Origin of the sequence: Streptomyces sp. NBC_01341 (genome assembly GCF_035946055.1) — a bacterium.
Taxonomy (GTDB): domain Bacteria; phylum Actinomycetota; class Actinomycetes; order Streptomycetales; family Streptomycetaceae; genus Streptomyces.
Map to the genome: position 1 here is coordinate 3,260,181 of NZ_CP108364.1, position 21,810 is coordinate 3,281,990.

The window sequence follows — 21,810 nt, forward strand, 5'->3', positions numbered from 1 at the left end:
TCACATCCGGAAGACGCCGAAGCCTCGGGCGCCTTCGACCGGGGCCGTATGGATCGCGGACAGGCACATCCCGAGGACGGTCCTGGTGTCGCGCGGGTCGATGACCCCGTCGTCGTAGAGCCGCCCCGAGAGGAACATCGGGAGCGACTCCGACTCGATCTGCTGCTCCACCATGGCGCGCAGCCCTGCGTCGGCCTCGTCGTCGTAGGGCAGTCCTCTCGCGGCGGAGGAGGCGCGCGCGACGATCGAGAGGACGCCGGCGAGCTGCTGCGGGCCCATGACGGCGGACTTGCTGCTGGGCCAGGCGAAGAGGAAGCGGGGGTCGTAGGCCCGGCCGCACATGCCGTAGTGCCCGGCCCCGTAGGAGGCGCCCATCAGCACGGAGAGGTGCGGGACCCGGGAGTTCGACACCGCGTTGATCATCATCGCGCCGTGCTTGATGATGCCGCCCTGCTCGTACTCCTTGCCGACCATGTAACCGGTGGTGTTGTGGAGGAACAGCAGCGGGATGTCGCGTTGGTTGGCGAGCTGGATGAACTGCGCGGCCTTCTGCGACTCCTCGCTGAACAGGACGCCCTGCGCGTTGGCGAGGATGCCGACGGGATAGCCGTGCAGCCGGGCCCATCCGGTGACGAGGCTGGTGCCGTACAGCGGCTTGAAGGCGTCGAAGTCCGAGCCGTCGACGAGCCGCGCGATGACCTCGCGGGGGTCGAAGGGGGTCTTCAGGTCACCGGGGACGATCCCGATCAGTTCGTCCTCGTCGTACTTCGGCGGCTCTGCGGGCCCCGGATCGGGGTGCGCCTTGCGCCAGTTGAACCGGGCGACGATCTGCCGGGCCTGGCGCAGCGCGTCGTGCTCGTCGACGGCGAAGTGGTCGGCGAGCCCGGAGGTGCGGGCGTGCATCCCGGCGCCGCCGAGCGATTCGTCGTCGCTCTCCTCACCGGTGGCCATCTTCACGAGGGGCGGGCCGCCGAGGAAGACCTTGGACTGCTCCTTGATCATCACGGTGTGGTCGGCCATGCCGGGGACGTACGCGCCGCCCGCCGTGGAGTTCCCGAACACCACGGCGACGGTGGGGATTCCGGCGGCGGACAGCCGTGTGAGGTCACGGAACAGGGCGCCGCCCGGGATGAAGATCTCCTTCTGGGACGGCAGGTCGGCGCCGCCGGACTCCACCAGGCTGATGCAGGGCAGCCGGTTGGCGAAGGCGATCTCGTTGGCGCGCAGGGCCTTCTTCAGCGTCCACGGGTTGGAGGCGCCGCCCCGCACGGTCGGGTCGTTGGCGGTGATCAGGCACTCCACACCGGAGACGATCCCGATCCCGGTGACGAGCGAGGCGCCCACTGTGTACTCGGGGGAAGCGCTGCCCCAGGCGGCCAGCGGGGAGAGTTCCAGGAACGGGGTGTCCGGGTCGACCAGCAGCTCGATCCGCTCACGGGCGAGGAGCTTGCCGCGCTTCCGGTGGCGCGTCACGTATTTCTCGCCGCCGCCCGCGAGGGCCTTGGCGTGCTCGGCGTCGAGCTCCGCGAGCTTCGCGAGCATGGCCTCACGGTGCGCGGCGTATTCGGGCCCAGTGGTGTCCAGTGCGGTGGGCAGGACGGTCATGCGTTCGCCTCCGGTTCGTCCGTCAGCTGCACGGGTACGTCGACGTGCCGGGAGCGCAGCCACTCCCCCACCGCCTTGGCCTGCGGATCGAAGCGGGCCTGCGCGGCGACGCCTTCGCCGAGGAGGCCGTGGACGACGAAGTTGAGGGACCGCAGCCCGGGCAGGACATGGCGTACGACGGTGAGCCCGGCGGTCTCCGGCAGCAGTTCCTTGAACCGTGCGACGGTCAGCTCGTGCGCCAGCCACCGCCAGGCCTCGTCCGTGCGGACCCACACGCCCACGTTGGCGTCCCCGCCCTTGTCGCCGCTGCGGGCACCGGCGACGCGTCCGAGAGGGACGGTGCGGGTGGGCCCGGCGGGGAGCGGCTCGGGCAGGGCCGGCTCCGGCACCCCGGCGAGCTCCCGGTACGGCCCGGTGGCCGGGACGTCGAGGCGCGAACCGTCGGGCAGCACCGCCACATGGGCGACGTCCCCGGCCGGTACGTACGCGGCCTCGAACACGCCGTACGGCGCGCCCTTCCCGGGCGGGGCGGTCACGTGGAAGCCCGGGTAGCTGCCGAGCGCCAGCTCGACGGCGGCCCCGGACACCGCGCGGCCCACGGCCTCCGCGTCCGGGTCGCGCACGACGAGCCTGAGCAGCGCGCCGGCCGTCTCCTCGGTGTCGGCGTCGGCCCTGTCCGTGCGGGCAAGCTCCCACCTCACCTCGGCGGGCTTCGTGCCGGCGCGGTCCAGGGCGTCGGCGAACTGCTCCCGCACGAGGCCGGCCTTGGCCTCGATGTCGAGCCCGGTCAGCACGAAGACGACCTCGTTGCGCCACCCGCCGAGCCGGTTGAGCCCGACCTTCAGCGTGGGGGGCGGCGCCTCGCCGCGCACCCCGCTGATCCGCACCCGGTCGGGCCCGTCCTGGGTCAGGCGCACGGTGTCGAGGCGGGCGGTGACGTCGGGCCCGGCGTAGCGGGCGCCACCGGTCTCGTAGAGCAGCTGCGCGGTGACCGTTCCGACGTCGACGATGCCACCCGTGCCGTCGTGCTTGGTGATGACGCTGCTTCCGTCCTCGTGGATCTCCGCGAGGGGGAAGCCGGGCCTGCGCACGTCGTGCTGCCGGAAGAAGGCGTAGTTCCCGCCGGTGGCCTGGGTCCCGCACTCCAGCACGTGTCCGGCGACGACGGCCCCGGCGAGGGCGTCGTGGTCGTCGGGCGCCCAGCCGAAGTGGGCGGCGGCGGGCCCGGTGACGAGCGCGGCGTCGGTGACCCGGCCGGTGACGACGACGTCGGCCCCGGCCCGCAGGCACGCGGCGATGCCTCGGCCGCCGAGGTACGCGTTGGCGGTGAGGTGGCCGTCCGGCACGGGGCGGCTGTCGCCCTCGACGTGCGCCACCCGCACGGGCACGCCGGTGCGTTCCGCCAACTCGCGTACGGCGTCGGCGAGTCCGGCCGGGTTGAGCCCGCCCGCGTTGGTGACGATCTTCACGCCGCGCTCGTGGGCGAGCCCGAGGCTGTCCTCCAGCTGCCGCAGGAACGTCGTGGCGTATCCGCGGTTCGGGTCCTTGAGGCGGCTGCGCCCCAGGATCAGCATGGTGAGTTCGGCGAGGTAGTCGCCGGTCAGGACGTCCAGCCGGCCGCCGGTGAGCATCTCGCGCACCGCGTCGAAGCGGTCGCCGTAGAAGCCGGAGGCGTTGCCTATGCGCAGGGGCCGGGTCACCTGTCCGCCTTCGGGGGCCGCCCGGCTCCTGGCGGCCCGGCGAAGGCCTGCGCGATGTCCAGCCACCGGTCGGCGTCCGGTCCCGTCGCCTCGACGGCGAGGTCCTCGCGGTGGGCGCGCCGGGTGACGAGCAGGCAGAAGTCGAGGAGCGGCCCGGTGACCCGCTGGGCGGCGCCCTCAGGTCCGTACGCGGCCGACTCGCCGTCCTCGCCGTGGAGTTCGATCCGGAACTGTTCGACGGGGGGCTCCAGCCCCCGTACGAAGTAGGCGTAGTCACGGGCCCGTACGCCGATCCTGGCGACGTGCCGCAGGCGGCCGGTCGGCTTCCGTGTCACGCCGAGCGCGTCGGCGACGTCCTGGCCGTGCGCCCAGGTCTCCATGAGCCGTGCGGTCCCCATCGAGGCGATGCTCATCGGCGGGCCGTACCAGGGCAGTTTCGTCCCCGCCGGTGCCGCGCGCAGGGCTTCCTGGAGCCGCGCCCGGCCCTCCCGCCACTCCACCAGCAGCGCTTCGGGCGCCAGCGCGGACACCGCCTCCGCGGCGGCCTCGTCGACGAAGGTGTCCGGGGCGGCGAGTGCTCTCTCGACCTCTGCGGCGAAGGCACCGGGCTCGGTCGCCGCGGTCAGCGCCACCTCGTCCGTCCAGGTGAGGTGGGCGATCTGATGGGCGACGGTCCACCCCTCGGCGGGAGTCGGCGAGGCCCACTCCTGGGCATTCAACCCCGCTACCAGCAGGTCGAGTTCGTCGCTCTCCTGCCGCAGGTCGTCGAGCACGGTGGCGGTCACGGCCGATGCGTCGGGCACGGTGCGCTCCCCTCGGGGCGTGGCGGTGTGCCCCGGAGCCTGCCAGCGCCTCACAAAACAAGCAAGCGTGCTTGCATGATTTTTTTCGCCACCCGCACGGCCCGGGTTCCGCGTGCGCGCGGAGCGGTGATCAGCCGAGCGGGGCGGCCCGGTAGCCGGGGACGGAGGGCCACCGCACGGTCAGCACGACGGATTCCTCCTCCGCGCACCAGGAGTGGTCGACGCCCGGACCCCACACGACGTAGTCGCCCTGGTGCTCCAGGAGCACGTCCCGCCCGCCGAACCTCATGCGGAACCGACCGCTGATCAGGACAAGCAGGGCGGTGCGCTCCTCGCCCCTCACCCATCGCGCGCGTTCGTCGCCCCGGGGATGGACGCCCCACTTGATCTCCAGGGCCTCACTGTGGCGCGGGTCCGGCGGGTCCTTGAAGTGGCCCAGCAGCCAGCCGTGGTCGAGCGCCGCGTCGGCTGCCGCACGGCCCACATACACCTCGTCGCCCATGGGCGCGAACGTAACAGGCGGCCGGCGGCTTCCCGGCGTTCTACCACCCTGCCCTACGTAGGGCAGGGTGGTATTCTCGCCCCATGATAAAGACGACGGTGTACCTCCCGGAAGAACTGGAAGTACGGCTGGACGCCGAGTCGTCGGCCACCGGAGTCAGCAAGGCCGAGCTGATCAGGCGGGGCATCGCCATGATCCTCGATGACGCGGAACGGCCCAAGGGCAAGCGCGGACTTCCGGTCTTCGACAGCGGACGCCCACTCGCTCCCGAAGCCATGGACGACGCGGTCTACGAGCACATCAAGGAACGAGCTGCACGCCGTTGATCATCGTCGCCGACACGTCCGCCCTCTACGCGGCGTTCGACACCGCCCAGCCCGAACATTCCGGCGCCGCGAAGATCCTGGAGAACGAGACGCTGGCGATCTCCCCGCTGGTCGTCACCGAGCTCGATCACCTGGTGCACCGGGACCTGGGGTTCCCGGCCGCCATGCAGGTGATGGAGGCACTCACCTCACGGATGCTGGACGGGCAGTACCGGCTGGCCGGCCTGAAGCCTGCCGACCTGAGCGCGGCGCACGAGGTGCGCCGCGGATACGAAGGGCTCCGGCTGGACCTCGCGGACGCGGTGGGCGTCGTCCTCGCGGACCGTTACAGGACCGACCGCATCTTCACCCTCGACCAGCGGGACTTCCGGGCGATCACGCCCCTGACGCCCGGCCTCACCGCGTTCCGGATCCTGCCCGTCGACGGCTGAGCCGCGCGCGGCCCGGCCCTACTCCACGCGCTCGCCCTCGGCCTGCGAGGGTTCGGTCCTGGGGACCTCGGGGTGCGTCTCGGGGCCCTTGCCGCGCACGGCCGGTTCCACGCGTTCACCCTCGGCCTGCGAGGGGGTGTGCGAGTACAGCCCCTCGTACCCGTCGGTTTCCTTGGCGGATCCCATGCGCGGGCCTCCTTCATCGGCTTCCCTCCATCGTGCCCCGCGCGCCCGGTCCCGGCGCGGTGAAGCGCCACGGGACGTCTGACTGCGCACGGCACCCATGCTCGCCCCGATGACCAGGGCGATGGCCAGGGCGTCGGTCGTGGAGAGCGCCTGGTCCAGGACCAGGAAGCCCGCCGTCGCCGCGATGGCCGGTTCCAGGCTCATCAGGATGGCGAAGGTGGGCGCGGGCAGGCGCCGCAGCGCCATGAGTTCGAGGGTGTATGGGAGGACCGAGCTCAGCAGCGCCACCGCCGCGCCGAGCCCCAGCGTGCTGGGGACCAGGAGCTTCGAGCCCGCCTGCATGATGCCGAGGGGCAGTGAGAGGACCGCCGCCACGACCATGGCCAGGGCCAGGCCGTCCGCCTGCGGGAAGCGCCTGCCGGTGCGGGCACTGAAGATGATGTACGCCGCCCACATGGCACCCGCGCCCAGGGCGTACGCCGCTCCCACCGGGTCGAGCCGGTCGAAGCCACCGCCGCTGAGGAGGACGACTCCACAGAGGGCCAGGCCCGCCCAGACGAGGTTGACCAGGCGGCGCGACGCCACGACGGACAGGGCGAGCGGCCCCAGCACCTCCAGGGTGACGGCGGCGCCCAGTGGGATGCGGTCGGCGGCTTGGTAGAAGAGCGTGTTCATCCCGCCCATCGCGATGCCGAACGCCACGACGGTGCCCCAGTCGGCGCGCGAGTGCCCCCGCAGCTTCGGCCGGCACACGACGAGCAGGACGAGCGCAGCAGCGGTGAGCCGCAGGGTGACGACGCCGAGCGCTCCCGCCTTAGGCATCAGCAGGACGGCCACGGCCGCGCCGAACTGGACGGAGAGCCCACCCGCCACCACCAGCGCGACCGGGCCCAGTGAGCGCCGGCTGCCGGGACCGCCCCGGCCGGGCTCGTCGAGCGCGGACACGGCCTCGGGCAGGGCGACGGCCGCGGCCGAGTCCGCTGCAGCGCGCGGGTCGTTCACCGGCAAACCTTTCCTTCAGCGTCACAGTCCAATGCAATGCACCGTGGAGTGTAGAGTACGACACCACCCAGGAGCCGGGCACGTCCCCACGTTAGAGACCTGCGCGCCTCCCGTGAAATGCCGGTTGTGCTCCCGTTATGCTCCGTAGGCATGAGCACTGGACAGGGCGCCGGAACCACGGGGCGCGGTATCGAGATCCGGCATCTGCGCGCCTTCCTCGCCATCGCCGACGAGGGCAGCGTCACCCGCGCGGCCGCCCGGCTCCGGGTCACCCAGCCCGTCGCCTCGCGCACACTGGCCGCCCTGGAGCGGCACGTGGGAGTCCGGCTCGTCGACCGGTCCACCCACCACCTCGCCCTCACCCCCGAGGGCGTCGCCTTCCGCGACAAGGCCGCCAACGCGGTGGGTGCGTTCGACGAGGCACTCGCGCCGGGGCGGCTGCGCCACCGGCCGCTGCGGCTCGGGCACGCGTGGTCGGCGTTCGGCCCCTACACCACACCGCTGCTGCGCACCTGGCAGCAACGTCACCCGCGCACCCCGCTGGAACTCCTGCGGATCGACGACCGCACGGCGGGCCTCACCCGCGGCGAGGTGGACGCGGCGCTGCTGCGCGGGCCGGTGGACACGCCGGGGCTCGTCACCGAGGTGCTGTTCACGGAGGAGCGGGTGGCGGCAGTCGCCGCCGACGGGCCCCTCGCGACCCGCGCCTCCCTGTCCCTGGCCGACCTGTCCGGCGGCGCGGTCGTCCTGAACACCGTCTCGGGTGCGACCACGCTCGACCTGTGGCCGCCGCAGGTCCGGCCCGCGGCCACCGTCACGGTCGCCAACACCGACGACTGGCTCACCGCCGTCGCGGCCGGGCGCGGCAGCGGGGTGTCGGGGGCGTCCACCGTCGGGATGCACCCGCACGCCGGGGTCGCCTACGTGCCGCTGGACGACGCCCCGCCGCTGCCCGTGCTGCTCGCCCGCAGGGACGGCCCCGGCCATCCCGCCCTGCCCCATCTGGCGTCGCTCGCACGGGAGATCGTCGGTGGGGGTGAGCGCACGACCGCGCCGGACACCTCGAGGTAGCGGTCACCGGCACCGCACCCGGCAGGCCCTAACGACCGTCCAGCCCCTCCGCCAGCACCTCGGCGAGATGCCGCGCCCGCCGCCCTGCCAGCTGGTCCAGCTGGGTGCGGCAGGAGAAGCCGTCGGCCAGGAGTTCCGTGCCGGGGGGCGCCGAGCGCACGGCGGGCAGCAACCGGTCCTCGGCGCAGGCCACCGAGACGTCCCAGTGCCCCTTCTCGAAGCCGAAGTTGCCGGCCAGCCCGCAGCAGCCGCCGCTCAGCTCCCCGGTCAGGCCCGCCCGTTCCCGGAGCCTGCGCTCGGCCGCGTCGCCCAGGACGGCGTGCTGGTGGCAGTGGGTCTGGCCCGCGACCGGCCGGTCGAGCCTGGGCGGCTCCCAATCGGGGGCGTACTCCTCCAGGTACTGGGCCAGCGTGCGCACGGACGAGGCCAGTTCGGTGGCGCGCGGGTCGTCGGGGAGGAGCTCGGGCAGGTCCGTCCTGAGTGTGGCGGCGCAGCTCGGTTCCAGGACGACGACCGGGCCGCCGATGAGCGGCCCCATCCGGTCCAGGGTGCGGCGCATGACCGCGCGGGCGGCGCCGAGCCGGCCCGTCGACACGTAGGTGAGACCGCAGCACACCGCGCGGCCCGGCAGGCCCGGTGTACGGCCCGCCGCTTCCAGGACCCGGACCGCCGCCCGGCCCACCTCCGGTGAGAGGTGGTCGGTGAAGGTGTCAGGCCAGAGAGTGACGGCGGGCCCGCCCCCAGGCACGCGGCGCGCGCGGGCCCAGGACCGGAAGGTCCGCGGCGCGAGCACCGGGAGTGTGCGTTGCGGGGCGATGCCGCCGAGCCGTTTGACGAGGGCTGCGACCGGGCCTGTCCGGGCGAGGGCGTTGAGCGCGCGGGCGAAGGGGGACGCCGCCCGCAGCCACCGGGGCAGCCCGCCCATCGCGTAGTGGGAGGCGGGGCGCAGCCTGCCCCGGTAGTGGTGGTGGAGGAACTCGGCCTTGTACGTGGCCATGTCGACGCCGACCGGGCAGTCGGAGCGGCAGCCCTTGCAGGACAGGCAGAGGTCGAGCGCGTCCCTCACCTCCGTGGAGCGCCAGCCGTCCGTGATCACCTCGCCGGCGAGCATCTCGTGGAGCAGCCTGGCCCGGCCCCGGGTGGAGTGCGCCTCGTCGCCCGTCGCCCGGAAGGACGGGCACATGACGTCCGGGCCGGTACTCGGCCCGGCCGTGCGGCACTTGGCGACGCCGACACAGCGGCGTACGGCACCCGAGAAGTCACCGCCGTCCTGCGGGTAGCCGAAGGTGACGTCCACCGGGCGGCCGGGGAGCACGGCGAAGCGCAAGTTCTCGTCGAGGCGGGCAGGACGGGCGAGGATGCCGGGGTTCAGGCCGCCGTCCGGGTCCCAGAGGTCCTTGAACCGGGTGAACAGGCCCACCATCTCGTCGCCGTACATCCGGGGCAGCAGTTCGGCCCTCGCCTGACCGTCGCCGTGTTCACCGCTCAGCGACCCGCCGTGCGCGACGACGAGCTCCGCCTGGTCCTCGGAGAAGCGGCGGAAGCGGGCGACGCCCTGGGCGGTGAGCAGGTCGAAGTCGATGCGTACGTGGATGCAGCCCTCGCCGAAGTGCCCGTACGGGGTGCCGTGCAGGCCGTGTTCGGCGAGCAGGGCCCGGAAGTCGCGCAGATACGGCCCCAGGCGGGCGGGCGGTACGGCGCAGTCCTCCCAGCCGGGCCACGCCTCTCCCCCGCCGTCCGGCATCCGGGTCGCCGTTCCCGCGGCGTCCTCGCGGATGCGCCACAGGGTGCCCATCGCGGCGGGATCGGTGACGACGGTGCCGTCCAGGGCGTCGGCCGCCCGCACGATCCGTTCGGCGTGTGCGCGGGCTCCGGCGGGGGTCGCACCGCCCGTCTCGACGAACAGCCAGGCACCGCCGCGCGGCAGACCGGCCGGCTCGCGTACGAGGTCGGTGGCCATGCCCTCGACGGTGAGCGGACCGTACGGGAGGAGGCCGGGGGCGGCTTCGGCGGCGGCGGACTCGTCGGCGTATCCGAGGACGGCGAGCGCGCGGGCAGCGGGGGTTGCGACCAGGCGGAGAGCCGCCTCGGTGACGACGGCCAGGGTCCCCTCGCTGCCGCACAGCGCGCGGGCGTGGTCCGGGCCGTTCTCGGGGAGCAGCGCGTCGAGTGCGTATCCGGAGATGCGGCGCGGGAGTTCGGGGAAGCCGGTGCGCAGCAGAGCCAGGTGCGCCCCGGCGAAGTCGCCGAGGCCGGGTGGCGTGTCGGGCAGATCCCTCCCGAGGTGCAGGGACGGTCCGCCGCCGTACCGCAGGGCGCGCAGGCTGCGCACGTTGTCGGCGGTGGTGCCCCAGGCCACGGAGTGCGCGCCGCAGGAGTTGTTGCCGATCATCCCGCCGAGCGTGCAGCGGCTGTGGGTGGACGGGTCGGGCCCGAACGTCAGCCCGTGCGGAGCGGCGGCGGCCCGCAGGTCGTCCAGCACGACGCCCGGTTCGACGACGGCGGTACGGGAGTCGGGATCCAGCCCGGTGATCCGCCGCATGTGGCGGGTGAAGTCCAGGACGACGCCGGTGCCGGTGGCCTGGCCCGCGATGGAGGTGCCGCCGCCGCGGGGCACGACCGGCACCGCGTGCTCCCGGCAGACGCGCAGGGTCTCCGCGACGTCCTCCGCGTCGCGCGGGGCCACGACCGCCATCGGGACACGGCGGTAGTTGGACGCGTCCATCGTCGTCAGCGCGCGGGCGGTCGCGTCGGACTCCACATCGCCGCGGACGGCGCGGGACAGGGCCCTGACGAGATCGGGGTGCGGGTGCGGGGCGGCCATGGGGCCAGCATGCCGGACCCGTGTGCCGGTCGGCGCGCCACGCAACGCGCGTACCGGGGACCCGTACGCGGAGAGCCCTCGCGCGCCGACGGCACGCGGGGGCTCTCCGGTACGGCTGCGGGCGCCGGGGCTACTTGGCGCAGACCGCCTTGTCCGCCTCGACTCGCTGGATGTTCTCCGGCGCCTTCTGCGGGGCGGAGAGCGCGCTGCCCGCCTCTTCGAAGTCCGGTCCCAGGGTCAGCACCATCGGCTCCATGTCGGCGGCGTCCGTGGTCGTCGGCTTGAGTGCCGAGGCCGACATGCCCATCATCTCGGCCAGGCTGCGTGCCTGGTCGGCCTGGTTGGGGCCGTAGACGAGCTGGGTCTTCTTCACGTCCTGCGGGGCGTTCGCCTTGTTGGTGGACTTCAGCACGCCCTTCTCGTTCTGCAGCCAGTCCAGGGCGGCCTGGGCGGAACCGGGCGGGGCACCGCCGTTGAACACGTCGACGCGGACGTCGGCCGGGTCGGCCTTGGCGCCCTTCAGCTTCGCGGCCTCGGCGGCCTTCTCCTCGGCCTTCTCCTGCTTCGCCACGGCGGTGAAGGAGATGTCCTCGCGCATCATCGAGAAGACCTGGGGCGCCTTGGACTCGTCGAGGATGACGGTCGCCTTGTCGTCCGGGTTGTCCAGCACCGGCACCGTGGTGAACGTGATGTTCTTCGGGTCGACGGACGCCAGTTCCATGCCCAGTTTGCGCAGCTTGTTGATGTCGTCGATCTTGTCGTCGACGGTGAGCGCCTTGGTCGCCGCATCCGCGAGCTTGAACATCTTGGTGGGGCTGGTCAGCGTGTCGTTCGACTTCAGCTTCCGCATCAGCGAGCCCAGGAACTGCTGCTGGATCTCGATCCGGCTCAGGTCGCTGCCGAATCCGACGGAGTGCCGGGTGCGCAGGAAGGACAGCGCCTGCTCGCCCTCGATGGTGTGCTTGCCCTTGGACAGCTTCAGGTGCGAGTCCTTGTCGTCGATGTCCTTCGCGAGGCAGACCTCCACCCCCTCGACGGCGCTGGTCAGGCTCTTGACGGCGTTGAAGTCGGCCACCATGAAGTGGTCGGGCGTGATGCCGGTGAGCTCGGTGACCGTCCGCATCGTGCAACTGGGGGTGCGGTCCGACTGTCCCAGGCTGGTGTTGAAGCGCCCGCCGGTCGTCCCGGGGATGTCCTTCTCGGTGCCGTCCTCCAGCTGGGTCGGGCACTCCGGGATGTCCGTTATCAGGTCGCGCGGGATGCTCAGCGCGGTGGCGTTCGTGCGGTCCTTGGAGACGTGGAAAAGAATGTTCGTGTCGGCGTGGCCGACGCTCCCCTTGTCGCCGTAGCCTTCGTTGCCCTCGCCGGTACGCTTGTCCGTGCCGATCACCAGGACGTTGATCGCGCGGTCCTTGCTGAACCCGCCGGTACTGGCGCCGTCCGTGGACACGGCGGTGATGTTGCCGTTGAAGTGCTGGTAGGCGACGTAGCCCGCGGTGCCGACACCGACGAGGAGGAAGGCGAGGACGCCGCCGGTCCAGATCAGCGCCTTCTTCTTGCCGGACTTGGCCTTCACCTTGCGGCGTCCGGTGGCCGGCGCGGCGGCGCGGCCGCCCTGCCGGCGCGGCTCGTCCTTGCCTCCGCGGCCGCCGGCGCCCCTGCGCCCGCCGCGCTGGCCGGGCACGGAGGCCCGTTCGCCCGGCGACGAGGTCTCGGGCTCCGGCTTCCGGCGCGGGTTGGCCGCTCTGGTTCCGGACGGGCGGGGGGCGCTCGAACCGGCGGGTGCGGCCGATCGCCCTGAGGAGGGGGTCAGTCGCAGTTCGTAATCACCGGTGTCCGGGTTCAGTACCCACTGGTCTGCGGGGTCGATGCCCTCGTCCCGCCCACGGCCTTGCGCGTCCACGGTTGCCTGAGTCCTCCGTCGGGGCCCCGCAGCGCCTCCCCCTTCAAGGCGCGCGGCGTGTCTTACGGCAGTGCCGACCTGGGAGGCCGTCTGCACCGGAGCGCTCACCCTAGCCGCCCACCGGCCTGCGGGCGACGATCGAGGCGAATCACGGCCCCCATGGGGGACATATCACCGCATTCGCCTCGACTTGCCCACGCACATTGCCGGAGACCGGAGTTGACGGCCACCCCAAGCCGCCAAAGGAGTCACTTCAAGCCAGATTTCAAACAGAAGTGGCCACAAGGAATCCCCAAACAAGTCGCCAATTCTCCTATAGTTGCCTCGACTTGATCGGGAACAATCAGCTCCAGTTGTGGTTCTTTCACCGCCACCGCACCGGAAGATCCGGATTGTCCCTTTCCCTGCACCGTCCGTCCCGAGGACTCCGATTGCGCCCTTCACTCCGGCCGACCGCGCTCGCCCTGCTGGTCTCGGCAGCCGCCACCGGCGCCCTGTGCCTCTGGGCGATCGCCGCCGCCCCCGCCTCGGTACGGACCCCGCTGTCCTGGGCAGCCGGCGCCGCCGCACTCGTGGTGAGCATCGCGGTCGCCGTCACCGTGTACACCCTCGCCACCGCACGCAACCTGCGGGTCCTGCGGGCCGCGGACGCCGAACGCTTCACGGCCGAGACCTCACGCCTCGTCTCGACCTCGGCCGCCGAGGCCCAGCGCTTCACCGCCGAGACCGCCCGGATCAGATCCACCGCCGCCGCCGAGGTCGCGCGGACCACCGCGGAAGCCGACGAGCGGGTCGCACGCGCCACCTCCGAGGCGGCCGAGCAGCACGAGCGCCTCACCGCCGAGACCGCGCGGCTCACCGCCCGCGCCCGGCGCAGCGAGACCGAGCGCTCCGCGGCGATCTCCGCCTGCGCCAACGCCGCGGGTCGCATGCAGGCGCTGTCCACGAGCATGCTCGCCGACCTGCGCGAGATGGAGCACCGGCACACCGGCGAGGACGTACTCGGCGATCTGCTGCACCTGGACCACCGCACCGCCCAGGCGGGCCGCCTCGCCGACTCCATCGCCGTGCTGACCGGTGCGCGCTCCGGGCGCCGCTGGGCCAAGCCGATCGTCATGGAGTCGATCCTGCGCGGCGCGATGGGCCGCATCGGCGGCTACCAGCGCATCCGCCTCCACTCGACCAGCGATGTGGCGATCGCCGGCCACGCCGCCGAGGGCGTCATGCACGCCCTGGCGGAGCTGCTTGACAACGCTGCCAACTTCTCGCCGCCGACGGCCGAGGTACACGTGTACGTCGAGGAGGTCCCGGCGGGCATCGTGGTCACCGTCGAGGACAGCGGTCTGGTGATGAGCGACGTGCAACTGCGCCGCGCCGAGCGGGCGGTGTCGGCGGAGAACCAGGACCTCACCGCCATCTCGGGCACCCGGCTCGGCCTCGCCGTCGTCGGCAGGCTGGCCCGCAAGCACGGCCTCACCGTCTCCTTCCGGCCGTCGGCACGCGGTGGCACGGGCGCGCTGATGATGCTTCCGCAGGAACTCATCTCCCGTACGCCGGCCCTCCTCCCGGCGCCCGTCCCCGAGCCCGTGGGACCGCCCGAGCCGGAGCCGGACCACGCGATGCCCGGCACCGACCGGACCGCCTCGGAGCCGGCGCGCACGGACGGCTCCGCGTACGCGCGGAGGGGCGGCACCCAGCCGGAGACGACGGAGTCCGAGTCGGAGACGACCGGTTCCGTCCCCCAGATCGGTGACAGCGGCCTGCCCAAGCGCCGCCGCGGCCGCACCCTGGCCGCCGCCGAAGCCCGTACCGGCAATGCCGAACCCGGCGGAGCCGATTCCCCCAAGCCCCGTGCCACCGACCCGAAGGTCCAGGCTGCCCGCTTCAGCACCTTCAGCCAGGCGGTACGAGCCAACTCCCCGCACCCGGAAGGCAACACCCGATGAGCGCGACCACCGACGAGAAGCTCAACTGGCTGCTGGAGGGGTTGCTCGACCGGACGCCCGGCGCCCGGCACGCCCTCGTCCTCTCCAGGGACGGGCTCAAGCTGTGCCGGACCCCTGAGCTCTCCGTCGACCAGGCGGACCAGCTGGCCGCGATCTCGGCGGGCATCCAGAGCCTGTCCCACGGCGCGTCCATCGAGTTCGGCGACGGTACCGGCGGCGTACGGTCCGCGATGACCGAGTTCTACGGCGGCGTGCTGTTCATCGTCGAGGCGGGCGCGGGCGCCCACCTGGCGGTCGTGGCCGCCGAGGACTCCGACGTCGGTCTCGTCGGCCACAACATGAGTGAACTCGTCGAGCAGCTGGGCGAGTACCTCGTGGCCCCGCCGCGCGAGGCCGCGGCCCCGGCCACGGAAACAGCGGACGTATGACGCCCGTACCGCGCCCCCGCCCGGGACGCGACGACGATCCGGACCGGCTGTACACCCTGACAGGTGGCCGCAGCCGGTCGGACTCGGCCGCGTTCGACCTGGTGACGCTCGTCGTCGCCGAGTGCGATCCCACCCCAGGGATGCAGTCGGAGCACGTCGCGATCCTGCGGATGTGCCAGCTTCCCACCGCGGTCGTCGAGATCTCGGCCACCCTGAATCTGCCCGTCAGCATCGTGCGCATCATGCTGTGCGACCTGCTCGACACCGGCCGGATCAGCGCCCGCCACCCCCGTACTGCACGTGTCGAGGACCGGCTCCCCGACACCGACACCCTGGAACAGGTGCTCGTTGGACTCCGCAACCTCTGACCGTGCCGCCCTGCAGGCGACGGCCGACAACGGACTGAAGATCGTCGTCGTCGGCGGCTTCGGGGTCGGCAAGACCACCATGGTGCGTTCCGTGAGCGAGATCCGTCCGCTCAACACGGAAGAGACCATGACCCGCGCGGGCGAGGCCGTCGACGACCTCGAAGGTGTGCACTCCAAGACGTCCACCACGGTCGCCTTCGACTTCGGCCGGATCACACTCGACGCGCGATCCGTCCTCTACCTCTTCGGCGCACCCGGACAGGAGCGCTTCTGGTTCCTGTGGGACCGGCTCTTCTCCGGCACCCTGGGCGCCGTCGTCCTGGTCGACACCCGGCGGCTGGCCGACTCCTGGTACGCGATCGACCGCCTGGAGCACCACGGCACACCGTTCATCGTGGCCTGCAACGACTTCGGGGGCCCGCTGCACACCGAGCAGCAGATCCGCGAAGCCCTCGACCTCTCCCCCGACGTCCCGCTCGTGGAGTGCGACGCCCGGGACCGGTCCTCCAGCAAGTACGTCCTGATCACGCTCGTCGAGCACCTCTACGCGCTGTCCCTCGCACGCGAGAAGAACGCCGACGCGGCCTTGGCGGGCGGTCCCGCCGCCCCGGCGATGACACCGGAGCCCACGCTGTGACCAAGTGCCCCATGAACGGGACCGCCACCCCGCTGTCCGGCCCGCGCTTCCAGACGGATCCCGTGCAGCTGTACCGGGAGATGCGCCGCGACCAGGGGTCCGTCGCCCCGGTGGTGCTCGACGGCGACGTACCCGCGTGGCTGATCCTCGGCTACCGGGAGCTGCACCAGGTCACCAACGACCCGGCGCTCTTCAGCCGGGACTCGGACCTGTGGAACCAGTGGGACAACATCCCGGACGGCTGGCCGCTGCTGCCGATGATCGGACGCAAGCAGCCGTCGATCCTCTACACGGTGGGCGAGCGGCACACCGTCCGCGCCGGCATGATCAGCGACGCGCTGGAGGCCGTGGACCCCTTCGCGCTCAAGCGTTACGCCGAGGAGTTCGCCGACGACCTCATCGACCGCTTCTGCTCCGCCGGCCGGACCGACATCATCGCCGAGTTCGCGATGCTGCTGCCCGCCCGGGTGCTCGCGAAGATCTACGGGTTCAGTGACGAGGTCGGCGGGCCGCTCGTCGGCGCGCTCAACGACATGATCGACGGCCGTGAGCGGGCCCTGGCCGGACAGCAGCACCTGGGCACGTCGATGTTCCAGCTCCTGGTCGACAAGCACGCGGAGCCCGGTGACGACGTCGCGACCCGGATGCTCCAGGACCCCGGCGGCTTCACCGACGAGGAGGTCGCCCAGGACCTCATGGTGATGATGGCCGCGGGCCACCAGCCGACCGCCGACTGGATGGGCAACTCCCTGCGGCTGATGCTGACGGACGACCGCTTCGCCGCGTCTCTCTCCGGCGGCCGGCACAGCGTCGCCGAGGCCATGAACGAGGTGCTCTGGGAGGACACCCCCACCCAGAACGTGGCCGGCCGCTGGGCGTCCCGCGACACCCACCTCGGCGGACAGCACATCCGCGCCGGGGACCTGCTGCTCCTCGGCATCGCGGCCGCCAACGGCGACCCGCAGGTGCGCACCGACGGCTCGGCCCTGACCGGCGGCAACAACGCGTTCCTCTCCTTCGGCCACGGCGAGCACCGCTGCCCGTTCCCGGCCCAGGAGACCGCGGAGGTCATCGCACGTACGGGGATCGAGGTGCTCCTGGACCGGCTCCCGGACGTCGACCTCGCCGTCCCCGCGGAAAAGCTGACCCGGCGTCCGTCCCCGTGGCTGCGCGGTCTGACGGAGCTGCCGGTGCACTTCACTCCCACCCCCGCTCTTGGAGGCCAGAAATGACCCGGATCGTCCTCGATCCCCTCGTCGCAGACCTCGACGGCGAGAGCGCGGCCCTGCGCGCCGCCGGACCGCTGGCCGAGGTGGAGCTCCCCGGCGGGGTGCACTGCTATGCGGTGACGCACCACGCCGAGGCCCGTCAGCTGCTCACCGACAGCCGTGTCGTCAAGGACATCAACGTCTGGAACGCGTGGCAGCGCGGCGAGATCCCGATGGACTGGCCGCTGATCGGTCTCGCCAACCCGGGCCGCTCGATGCTGACGGTCGACGGTGCCGACCACCGCAGGCTGCGCACCCTGGTCGCGCAGGCCCTGACCGTGAAGCGGGTGGAGCGACTGCGGTCCGGCATCGAGGCGCTGACGAACGCGTCCCTCGACCGGCTCGCGGCGCACCCCAAGGGCGAAGCGGTCGACCTCAAGGCGGAGTTCGCCTATCCGCTGCCGATGAACGTCATCAGCGAGCTGATGGGCGTGGACGCCGCCGACCACCCCCGGCTCAAGGAGCTGTTCGAGAAGTTCTTCTCGACGCAGACCCCGCCGGAGGAGGTACCGCAGATGATGGCGGACCTCGGCGCGCTCTTCACGAAGATCGTGGACGGCAAGCGAGCGAACCCGGGCGACGATCTGACCAGCGCCCTCATCGCGGCCTCCGAGGACGGCGACCACCTCACCAACGAGGAGATCGTCAACACGCTGCAGCTGATCATCGCGGCCGGTCACGAGACCACGATCAGCCTGGTCGTCAACGTCGTCGAGGCCCTCCAGACCCACCCCGAGCAGCGCAAGCGCGTGCTGAACGGGGAGGTGCCGTGGGAGAACGTGATCGAGGAGACCCTGCGCTGGAACACCCCCACCTCGCACGTCCTGATCCGTTTCGCGACGGAGGACATCGAGGTCGGCGACAAGGTCCTGCCCAAGGGCGAGGCCCTGATCGTCTCCTTCGGGGCGCTCGGCCGCGACGAGAAGCAGTACGGGCCGACCGCCGGTGAGTTCGACATCACCCGGTCCCCCAACCGTCACATCGCTTTCGGCCACGGCCCGCACGTCTGCCCGGGCGCCGCGCTGTCCCGTCTCGAGGCGGGGGTCGCCCTGCCCGCGCTGTACGAGCGCTTCCCCGATCTGGACCTGGCGGTACCCGCCGCGGACCTGCGGAACAAGCCGATCGTCACCCAGAACGACCTCCACGAGCTGCCGGTCGACCTCGGCTGACCGACGGCGTCGTTTTCCGGCCGCACGGGTCGTCCGCGATCCGGAGCGTGCGTCTCACCGGACGGACAGGGCTCCCTGACCGCTCACCCGAGGGACTACGCTCCGGATCGTGGCTGACATCCAGATTCCCGCTGACCTCAAGCCCGCCGACGGACGTTTCGGCGCCGGCCCCTCCAAGGTGCGGACGGAGGCGGTCGACGCGCTGGCCGCGACCGGCACCTCCCTGCTCGGAACATCCCACCGCCAGGCCCCGGTCAAGAACCTGGTCGGCGAGGTACGTGACGGTGTGCGCAGCCTCTTCTCCCTCCCCGAGGGTTACGAGGTCATCCTGGGCAACGGCGGCTCCACCGCCTTCTGGGACGTCGCGACGCACGGTCTGATCGAGACGAAGTCGCAGCACCTGAACTTCGGCGAGTTCTCGTCGAAGTTCGCGAAGGCCGCCGAGCTCGCGCCGTGGCTGGCCGACCCGACCGTCATCGCCTCGGACCCGGGCACCCACCCGGACCCGCGGGCCGAGGCCGGCGTCGACGTCTACGCCTTCACCCACAACGAGACCTCCACCGGTGTCGCGGCTCCCGTCAAGCGGGTCGCGGGCGCCGACGAGGGCTCTCTCGTCCTCGTGGACGCCACGTCCGGTGCGGGCGGCCTCCCGGTCGACATCACCGAGACCGACGTCTACTACTTCGCCCCGCAGAAGTCCTTCGCCTCCGACGGCGGCCTGTGGATCGGCGTGTTCTCCCCGGCGGCCCTGGAACGTGCCGCCCGCGTCCACGCCTCGGGCCGGCACATCCCGGAGTTCTTCTCACTGCCCACCGCGATCGACAACTCCCTGAAGAACCAGACGTACAACACCCCGGCGCTGGCCACCCTCTTCCTGCTGAACGAGCAGCTGAAGTGGATGAACACCCAGGGCGGTCTGGACTTCACCACGGGCCGCACCGCCGCCTCCGCGCGGAATCTGTACGGCTGGGCCGAGGACTCCAAGTACGCCACCCCGTTCGTCACCGACCCGGCTAAGCGCTCGCAGGTCATCGGCACGATCGACTTCGAGGACGGCGTCGACGCCGCCGCGATCGCCAAGGTGCTGCGCGCCAACGGCATCGTCGACACGGAGCCCTACCGCAAGCTGGGCCGCAACCAGCTGCGCGTGGCGATGTTCCCGGCGATCGACCCGGCGGACGTCCAGGCACTGACGGCGTGCATCGACTACGTGATCGACAAGCTGTAGGCAGTACACGGAGGCGGCCCGGTACACGTCCTGTGTGCCGGGCCGCTTCCGTATCACCCTGCCGGGTGAACCGTGGTCTCGCGGGGCACCCGGGTCCGCCCCGGCCTACGATGATGCTCTCGACACCAGCCATTCCAGGAGGACCGCAATGTCTGCAGCAGCAGTCGAGCACCCCTGTGACGATGAGCCGGAAACGCAGCTCGAAACAGCCAACCGGCTGATGGATCAGCTCCCGGGTCATCGCGTCGAGATCATCGGAGGCGTCATCACCGTGGCACCACCCCCGGACGGCCCGCACGCCCGCGCGCTCACCAAGCTGATGCGGCCCTTCATCGCCGCGGGGCTCGACGACGGTGAGACGGAGGTCCTCCAGGGCGTCGGCCTGTGGCTTCCCTCCGGCCCCGAGGACTACGCCATCCCCGACCTGGCGATCGTCGACGCCGATCTCGACGAGCACCTCATCGAGAACAACTGCTACGACCCCGCCTGCTTCCGCCTGGTCCTGGAGGTCACCTCCGGGAACTACCAGAACGACATGCGCAACAAGGTCACCGCGTACGCCCAGGCCAAGATCCCCGTGTACGTCGTCGTCGACCGCAAGCACAGCCGGATCCACGTGCTGACCGAACCACTGCCCTCCGGTTACGACCGTCACGAGGTGTACGCCCCCGGCCAGGAGGCCCCGCTTCCCTCCGTCCTGGGCACCGAGGTGTCCCTGGACGTCGCCGAGCTGGTGCGCGCGGGCCGCCCCAAGCGCTGAGCGCGCGGGCCGCTACTGTTCGCGGAACGATCTCCTCGATAGCCCAAGTCCCTTACACCGGGGGCGAGAAGGAATCCCTTCACACAAGCCTGGACCGGCACCGGGACGTGGTGCTCTGGAAGCTCGAAGGCCTGGACGACGAGCAGCTGCGCCGTTCTGTGACCCCGACGGGGACGAACCTGCTGGGCATCGTGAAGCACCTGGCCACCGTCGAGTACGGCTGGTTCTGCGCCGCGTTCGGTCACGGGACCGAGGATTTCTGGTTCGACACGTCCAAGGACGACATGACCGTCGCCCCCGACGAGTCGACGGAACGGATCCTCGCGTTCTACGCCCGCGCCCGCGCCGCCGCCGACCGGGCGATCGAGGAGACCGGGCTGGACACCACCGGGACCTCCTGGAACGGCAGGACGGTGTCCATGCGCTGGGTCCTCATCCACATGATCGAGGACGTGCTGCGGCACACCGGACACATGGACATCGTCCGTGAGCTGATCGACGGGGCGACGGGTTCCTACCCGGCTCCCTGACCCACGGGCGGGGCCATCGCTCCGGCCAGCACGGCGCGGAGCTCCCGCACCCCCGCGCTCCACCGCTCCCCCTCGCCCACGTCCGCCCACAGTTCCAGCAGCTCGGACTCCCCCGCCACCACCCGGTCGAGGGCGGTGACGGCAAGGCCGCACAGCTCGGGTGCGAGCGGGGGTACGGGGTCGTCGGGGCCGTAGACCGAATCCACCGGTGTGCCGCCGGGGCGCTGGGCCGCGAGCAGGGCCGCCGCGGCGACCGCCACCACGCCGTCGTCGGCGTCGAGGTAGTCGTCCACGCCCGTGCGGGCGGTGACGGCGAGCGCCTCCCGGATGATCTCCTCGCGCCGTCCGGGCCGCGCGTCGTCGAGGCTGCCCGCGAAGTCCGCCGCGGTGTCGCTGTCGAAATGGCCCATCCCCCAGGTCCCCACGGGACCCCCTTCCTCAGCCGGTGCCCCCATCCTCCCGCCCACCACTGACAGTCGGCTTCCGGGCGATCAGGAAGGCCTGGGGCGTCCTCTCGGGGAAGGGGCCCTCCGTGTCGGTCTCCCGCACCGTCCGGGCCAGCATGGTCAGCCCGGCCGCCTTCAGGAGCTCCGCGACCCGGCCGGGCCGCCGGCGGCGGAAGTCGAGCGCGATGTCCTTGCCGAATGCCTCGTCCCTGCGCAGCACGTCGTCCCCGACCTGGAATCCGAGGAGGATGTGGCCGCCGGGCTTCAGTACACGGAAGAACTCGGAGAAAACCGACGGTAGTTGCTCGTCCGGGACGTGAATCGTCGAGTACCAGGCCAGGAGTCCGCCGAGGCCCCCGTCCGGCAGGTCCAGGCCGAGCATGGAGCCCTCCTCGAACCGCAGTTCCGGGTGGTCCCGTCGGGCCGCCGCCAGCATCTGCGGCGAGAGGTCGATGCCGAACACGTCGACGCCCAGCCCGTGGAGAAATCCCGTCACCCGTCCGGTGCCGCAGCCCACGTCGGCCACGGGTCCTCCCCCGTCCGCCAGGACGAGTTCGGCGAAAGCCGTCACCAGGGCACGGTCGAGCGGCTTGGCCCCCAACTCGTCACGGAAGAGGGAGGAGTAGTCGTCGGCGATGGCGTCGTACGACGCCCGGGTGGTGTGCAGGAAATCCATT

Annotated in this window: 20 protein-coding genes and 1 pseudogene; 12 read left to right on the forward strand and 9 right to left on the reverse strand. The window is 71.8% G+C overall.

What is annotated here, in order from left to right:
* The 4 genes from OG206_RS14150 to OG206_RS14165 form a co-directional block, all read right to left on the reverse strand.
* A complete protein-coding gene (locus OG206_RS14150) occupies nucleotides 1-1,605 on the reverse strand; it encodes an acyl-CoA carboxylase subunit beta (protein ID WP_327115926.1) in 1,605 nt (534 codons plus the stop codon).
* The gene (locus tag OG206_RS14155) at nucleotides 1,602-3,305 is read right to left on the reverse strand and encodes an acyclic terpene utilization AtuA family protein (protein WP_327115928.1); all 1,704 of its coding nucleotides are present in this window, start codon (nucleotides 3,303-3,305) and stop codon (nucleotides 1,602-1,604) included. The genes OG206_RS14150 and OG206_RS14155 overlap by 4 nt, the downstream gene beginning before the upstream one ends.
* Nucleotides 3,302-4,108, reverse strand: coding sequence for a TIGR03084 family metal-binding protein (locus OG206_RS14160; protein WP_327115930.1), 807 nt, complete (start codon nucleotides 4,106-4,108; stop codon nucleotides 3,302-3,304). Before OG206_RS14160 ends, OG206_RS14155 begins: the two co-directional genes overlap by 4 nt.
* 130 nt (nucleotides 4,109-4,238) lie before the next feature.
* Complete coding sequence (locus OG206_RS14165; protein ID WP_327115932.1) at nucleotides 4,239-4,610, reverse strand: signal peptidase I; 372 nt, start codon at nucleotides 4,608-4,610, stop codon at nucleotides 4,239-4,241.
* Between the two features lie 83 nt (nucleotides 4,611-4,693).
* On the opposite strand from OG206_RS14165, the gene OG206_RS14170 reads away from it, so the two are divergent.
* Both OG206_RS14170 and OG206_RS14175 read left to right on the forward strand, forming a co-directional pair.
* The gene (locus OG206_RS14170) at nucleotides 4,694-4,936 is read left to right on the forward strand and encodes a CopG family transcriptional regulator (RefSeq protein ID WP_327115934.1); all 243 of its coding nucleotides are present in this window, start codon (nucleotides 4,694-4,696) and stop codon (nucleotides 4,934-4,936) included.
* On the forward strand, nucleotides 4,933-5,367 hold the full coding sequence (locus tag OG206_RS14175) for a PIN domain-containing protein (RefSeq protein WP_327115936.1): 435 nt from the start codon (nucleotides 4,933-4,935) through the stop codon (nucleotides 5,365-5,367). The genes OG206_RS14170 and OG206_RS14175 overlap by 4 nt, the downstream gene beginning before the upstream one ends.
* A 240-nt stretch (nucleotides 5,368-5,607) precedes the next feature.
* On the opposite strand, the pseudogene OG206_RS14180 reads toward OG206_RS14175, so the two are convergent.
* A pseudogene (locus OG206_RS14180) lies at nucleotides 5,608-6,555 on the reverse strand (EamA family transporter); the annotation flags it as partial.
* A 150-nt stretch (nucleotides 6,556-6,705) separates the two neighbouring features.
* On the opposite strand from OG206_RS14180, the gene OG206_RS14185 reads away from it, so the two are divergent.
* Nucleotides 6,706-7,626: a LysR family transcriptional regulator gene (locus OG206_RS14185; protein WP_327115938.1), complete on the forward strand. Its 921-nt coding sequence runs from the start codon at nucleotides 6,706-6,708 to the stop codon at nucleotides 7,624-7,626.
* 28 nt (nucleotides 7,627-7,654) lie between these two features.
* Here OG206_RS14185 and OG206_RS14190 read toward each other — a convergent pair whose 3' ends face one another.
* Together OG206_RS14190 and OG206_RS14195 are read right to left on the reverse strand one after the other, a co-directional pair.
* The gene (locus OG206_RS14190) at nucleotides 7,655-10,450 is read right to left on the reverse strand and encodes an FAD-binding and (Fe-S)-binding domain-containing protein (protein ID WP_327115939.1); all 2,796 of its coding nucleotides are present in this window, start codon (nucleotides 10,448-10,450) and stop codon (nucleotides 7,655-7,657) included.
* Nucleotides 10,451-10,580: 130 nt separating this feature from the next.
* Nucleotides 10,581-12,353, reverse strand: a complete 1,773-nt coding sequence (locus OG206_RS14195; RefSeq protein WP_327115941.1) for an LCP family protein — start codon at nucleotides 12,351-12,353, stop codon at nucleotides 10,581-10,583.
* 431 nt (nucleotides 12,354-12,784) lie between these two features.
* Between OG206_RS14195 and OG206_RS14200 the strand changes: the two genes are divergently transcribed.
* The 9 genes from OG206_RS14200 (at nucleotide 12,785) to OG206_RS14240 (ending at nucleotide 20,687) form a co-directional block, all read left to right on the forward strand.
* Nucleotides 12,785-14,299 (forward strand): sensor histidine kinase, encoded by a 1,515-nt coding sequence (locus OG206_RS14200; RefSeq protein ID WP_327115943.1) that lies wholly within the window; start codon nucleotides 12,785-12,787, stop codon nucleotides 14,297-14,299.
* On the forward strand, nucleotides 14,296-14,727 hold the full coding sequence (locus OG206_RS14205) for a roadblock/LC7 domain-containing protein (RefSeq protein ID WP_327115945.1): 432 nt from the start codon (nucleotides 14,296-14,298) through the stop codon (nucleotides 14,725-14,727). The genes OG206_RS14200 and OG206_RS14205 overlap by 4 nt, the downstream gene beginning before the upstream one ends.
* Nucleotides 14,724-15,095 carry a DUF742 domain-containing protein gene (locus tag OG206_RS14210; RefSeq protein ID WP_327115947.1) on the forward strand — a complete coding sequence of 124 codons (372 nt, stop codon included), beginning with the start codon at nucleotides 14,724-14,726 and terminating at the stop codon, nucleotides 15,093-15,095. Before OG206_RS14205 ends, OG206_RS14210 begins: the two co-directional genes overlap by 4 nt.
* Nucleotides 15,076-15,732 carry a GTP-binding protein gene (locus OG206_RS14215; RefSeq protein ID WP_327115949.1) on the forward strand — a complete coding sequence of 219 codons (657 nt, stop codon included), beginning with the start codon at nucleotides 15,076-15,078 and terminating at the stop codon, nucleotides 15,730-15,732. Before OG206_RS14210 ends, OG206_RS14215 begins: the two co-directional genes overlap by 20 nt.
* An 11-nt stretch (nucleotides 15,733-15,743) precedes the next feature.
* Nucleotides 15,744-16,964 carry a cytochrome P450 gene (locus OG206_RS14220; protein WP_327115951.1) on the forward strand — a complete coding sequence of 407 codons (1,221 nt, stop codon included), beginning with the start codon at nucleotides 15,744-15,746 and terminating at the stop codon, nucleotides 16,962-16,964.
* Nucleotides 16,961-18,169, forward strand: a complete 1,209-nt coding sequence (locus tag OG206_RS14225; protein WP_327115952.1) for a cytochrome P450 family protein — start codon at nucleotides 16,961-16,963, stop codon at nucleotides 18,167-18,169. Before OG206_RS14220 ends, OG206_RS14225 begins: the two co-directional genes overlap by 4 nt.
* Before the next feature lie 109 nt (nucleotides 18,170-18,278).
* Nucleotides 18,279-19,397: a phosphoserine transaminase gene (gene serC / locus OG206_RS14230; protein ID WP_327115954.1), complete on the forward strand. Its 1,119-nt coding sequence runs from the start codon at nucleotides 18,279-18,281 to the stop codon at nucleotides 19,395-19,397.
* Nucleotides 19,398-19,545: 148 nt separating this feature from the next.
* On the forward strand, nucleotides 19,546-20,157 hold the full coding sequence (locus OG206_RS14235; protein WP_327115956.1) for a Uma2 family endonuclease: 612 nt from the start codon (nucleotides 19,546-19,548) through the stop codon (nucleotides 20,155-20,157).
* A 38-nt stretch (nucleotides 20,158-20,195) separates the two neighbouring features.
* The gene (locus OG206_RS14240) at nucleotides 20,196-20,687 is read left to right on the forward strand and encodes a DinB family protein (protein WP_327122270.1); all 492 of its coding nucleotides are present in this window, start codon (nucleotides 20,196-20,198) and stop codon (nucleotides 20,685-20,687) included.
* On the opposite strand, the gene OG206_RS14245 is transcribed toward OG206_RS14240, so the two are convergent.
* A complete protein-coding gene (locus OG206_RS14245) occupies nucleotides 20,672-21,112 on the reverse strand; it encodes a DUF4259 domain-containing protein (RefSeq protein ID WP_327115958.1) in 441 nt (146 codons plus the stop codon). The genes OG206_RS14240 and OG206_RS14245 overlap by 16 nt on opposite strands.
* A gap of 13 nt (nucleotides 21,113-21,125) precedes the next feature.
* Nucleotides 21,126-21,809, reverse strand: coding sequence for a class I SAM-dependent DNA methyltransferase (locus tag OG206_RS14250; protein WP_442805948.1), 684 nt, complete (start codon nucleotides 21,807-21,809; stop codon nucleotides 21,126-21,128).
* Nucleotide 21,810 lies beyond the last annotated feature (1 nt).

What these genes read in the sequence shown, in the direction of transcription:
- OG206_RS14150 (WP_327115926.1), bottom strand. Translation starts at nt 1,605, where the DNA reads ATGACCGTCCTGCCCACCGCACTGGACACCACTGGGCCCGAATACGCC.
- OG206_RS14165 (WP_327115932.1), bottom strand. Translation starts at nt 4,610, where the DNA reads ATGGGCGACGAGGTGTATGTGGGCCGTGCGGCAGCCGACGCGGCGCTC.
- OG206_RS14170 (WP_327115934.1), top strand. Translation starts at nt 4,694, where the DNA reads ATGATAAAGACGACGGTGTACCTCCCGGAAGAACTGGAAGTACGGCTG.
- OG206_RS14185 (WP_327115938.1), top strand. Translation starts at nt 6,706, where the DNA reads ATGAGCACTGGACAGGGCGCCGGAACCACGGGGCGCGGTATCGAGATC.
- OG206_RS14190 (WP_327115939.1), bottom strand. Translation starts at nt 10,450, where the DNA reads ATGGCCGCCCCGCACCCGCACCCCGATCTCGTCAGGGCCCTGTCCCGC.
- OG206_RS14205 (WP_327115945.1), top strand. Translation starts at nt 14,296, where the DNA reads ATGAGCGCGACCACCGACGAGAAGCTCAACTGGCTGCTGGAGGGGTTG.
- OG206_RS14210 (WP_327115947.1), top strand. Translation starts at nt 14,724, where the DNA reads ATGACGCCCGTACCGCGCCCCCGCCCGGGACGCGACGACGATCCGGAC.
- OG206_RS14220 (WP_327115951.1), top strand. Translation starts at nt 15,744, where the DNA reads ATGAACGGGACCGCCACCCCGCTGTCCGGCCCGCGCTTCCAGACGGAT.
- OG206_RS14225 (WP_327115952.1), top strand. Translation starts at nt 16,961, where the DNA reads ATGACCCGGATCGTCCTCGATCCCCTCGTCGCAGACCTCGACGGCGAG.
- OG206_RS14235 (WP_327115956.1), top strand. Translation starts at nt 19,546, where the DNA reads ATGTCTGCAGCAGCAGTCGAGCACCCCTGTGACGATGAGCCGGAAACG.
- OG206_RS14250 (WP_442805948.1), bottom strand. Translation starts at nt 21,809, where the DNA reads ATGGATTTCCTGCACACCACCCGGGCGTCGTACGACGCCATCGCCGAC.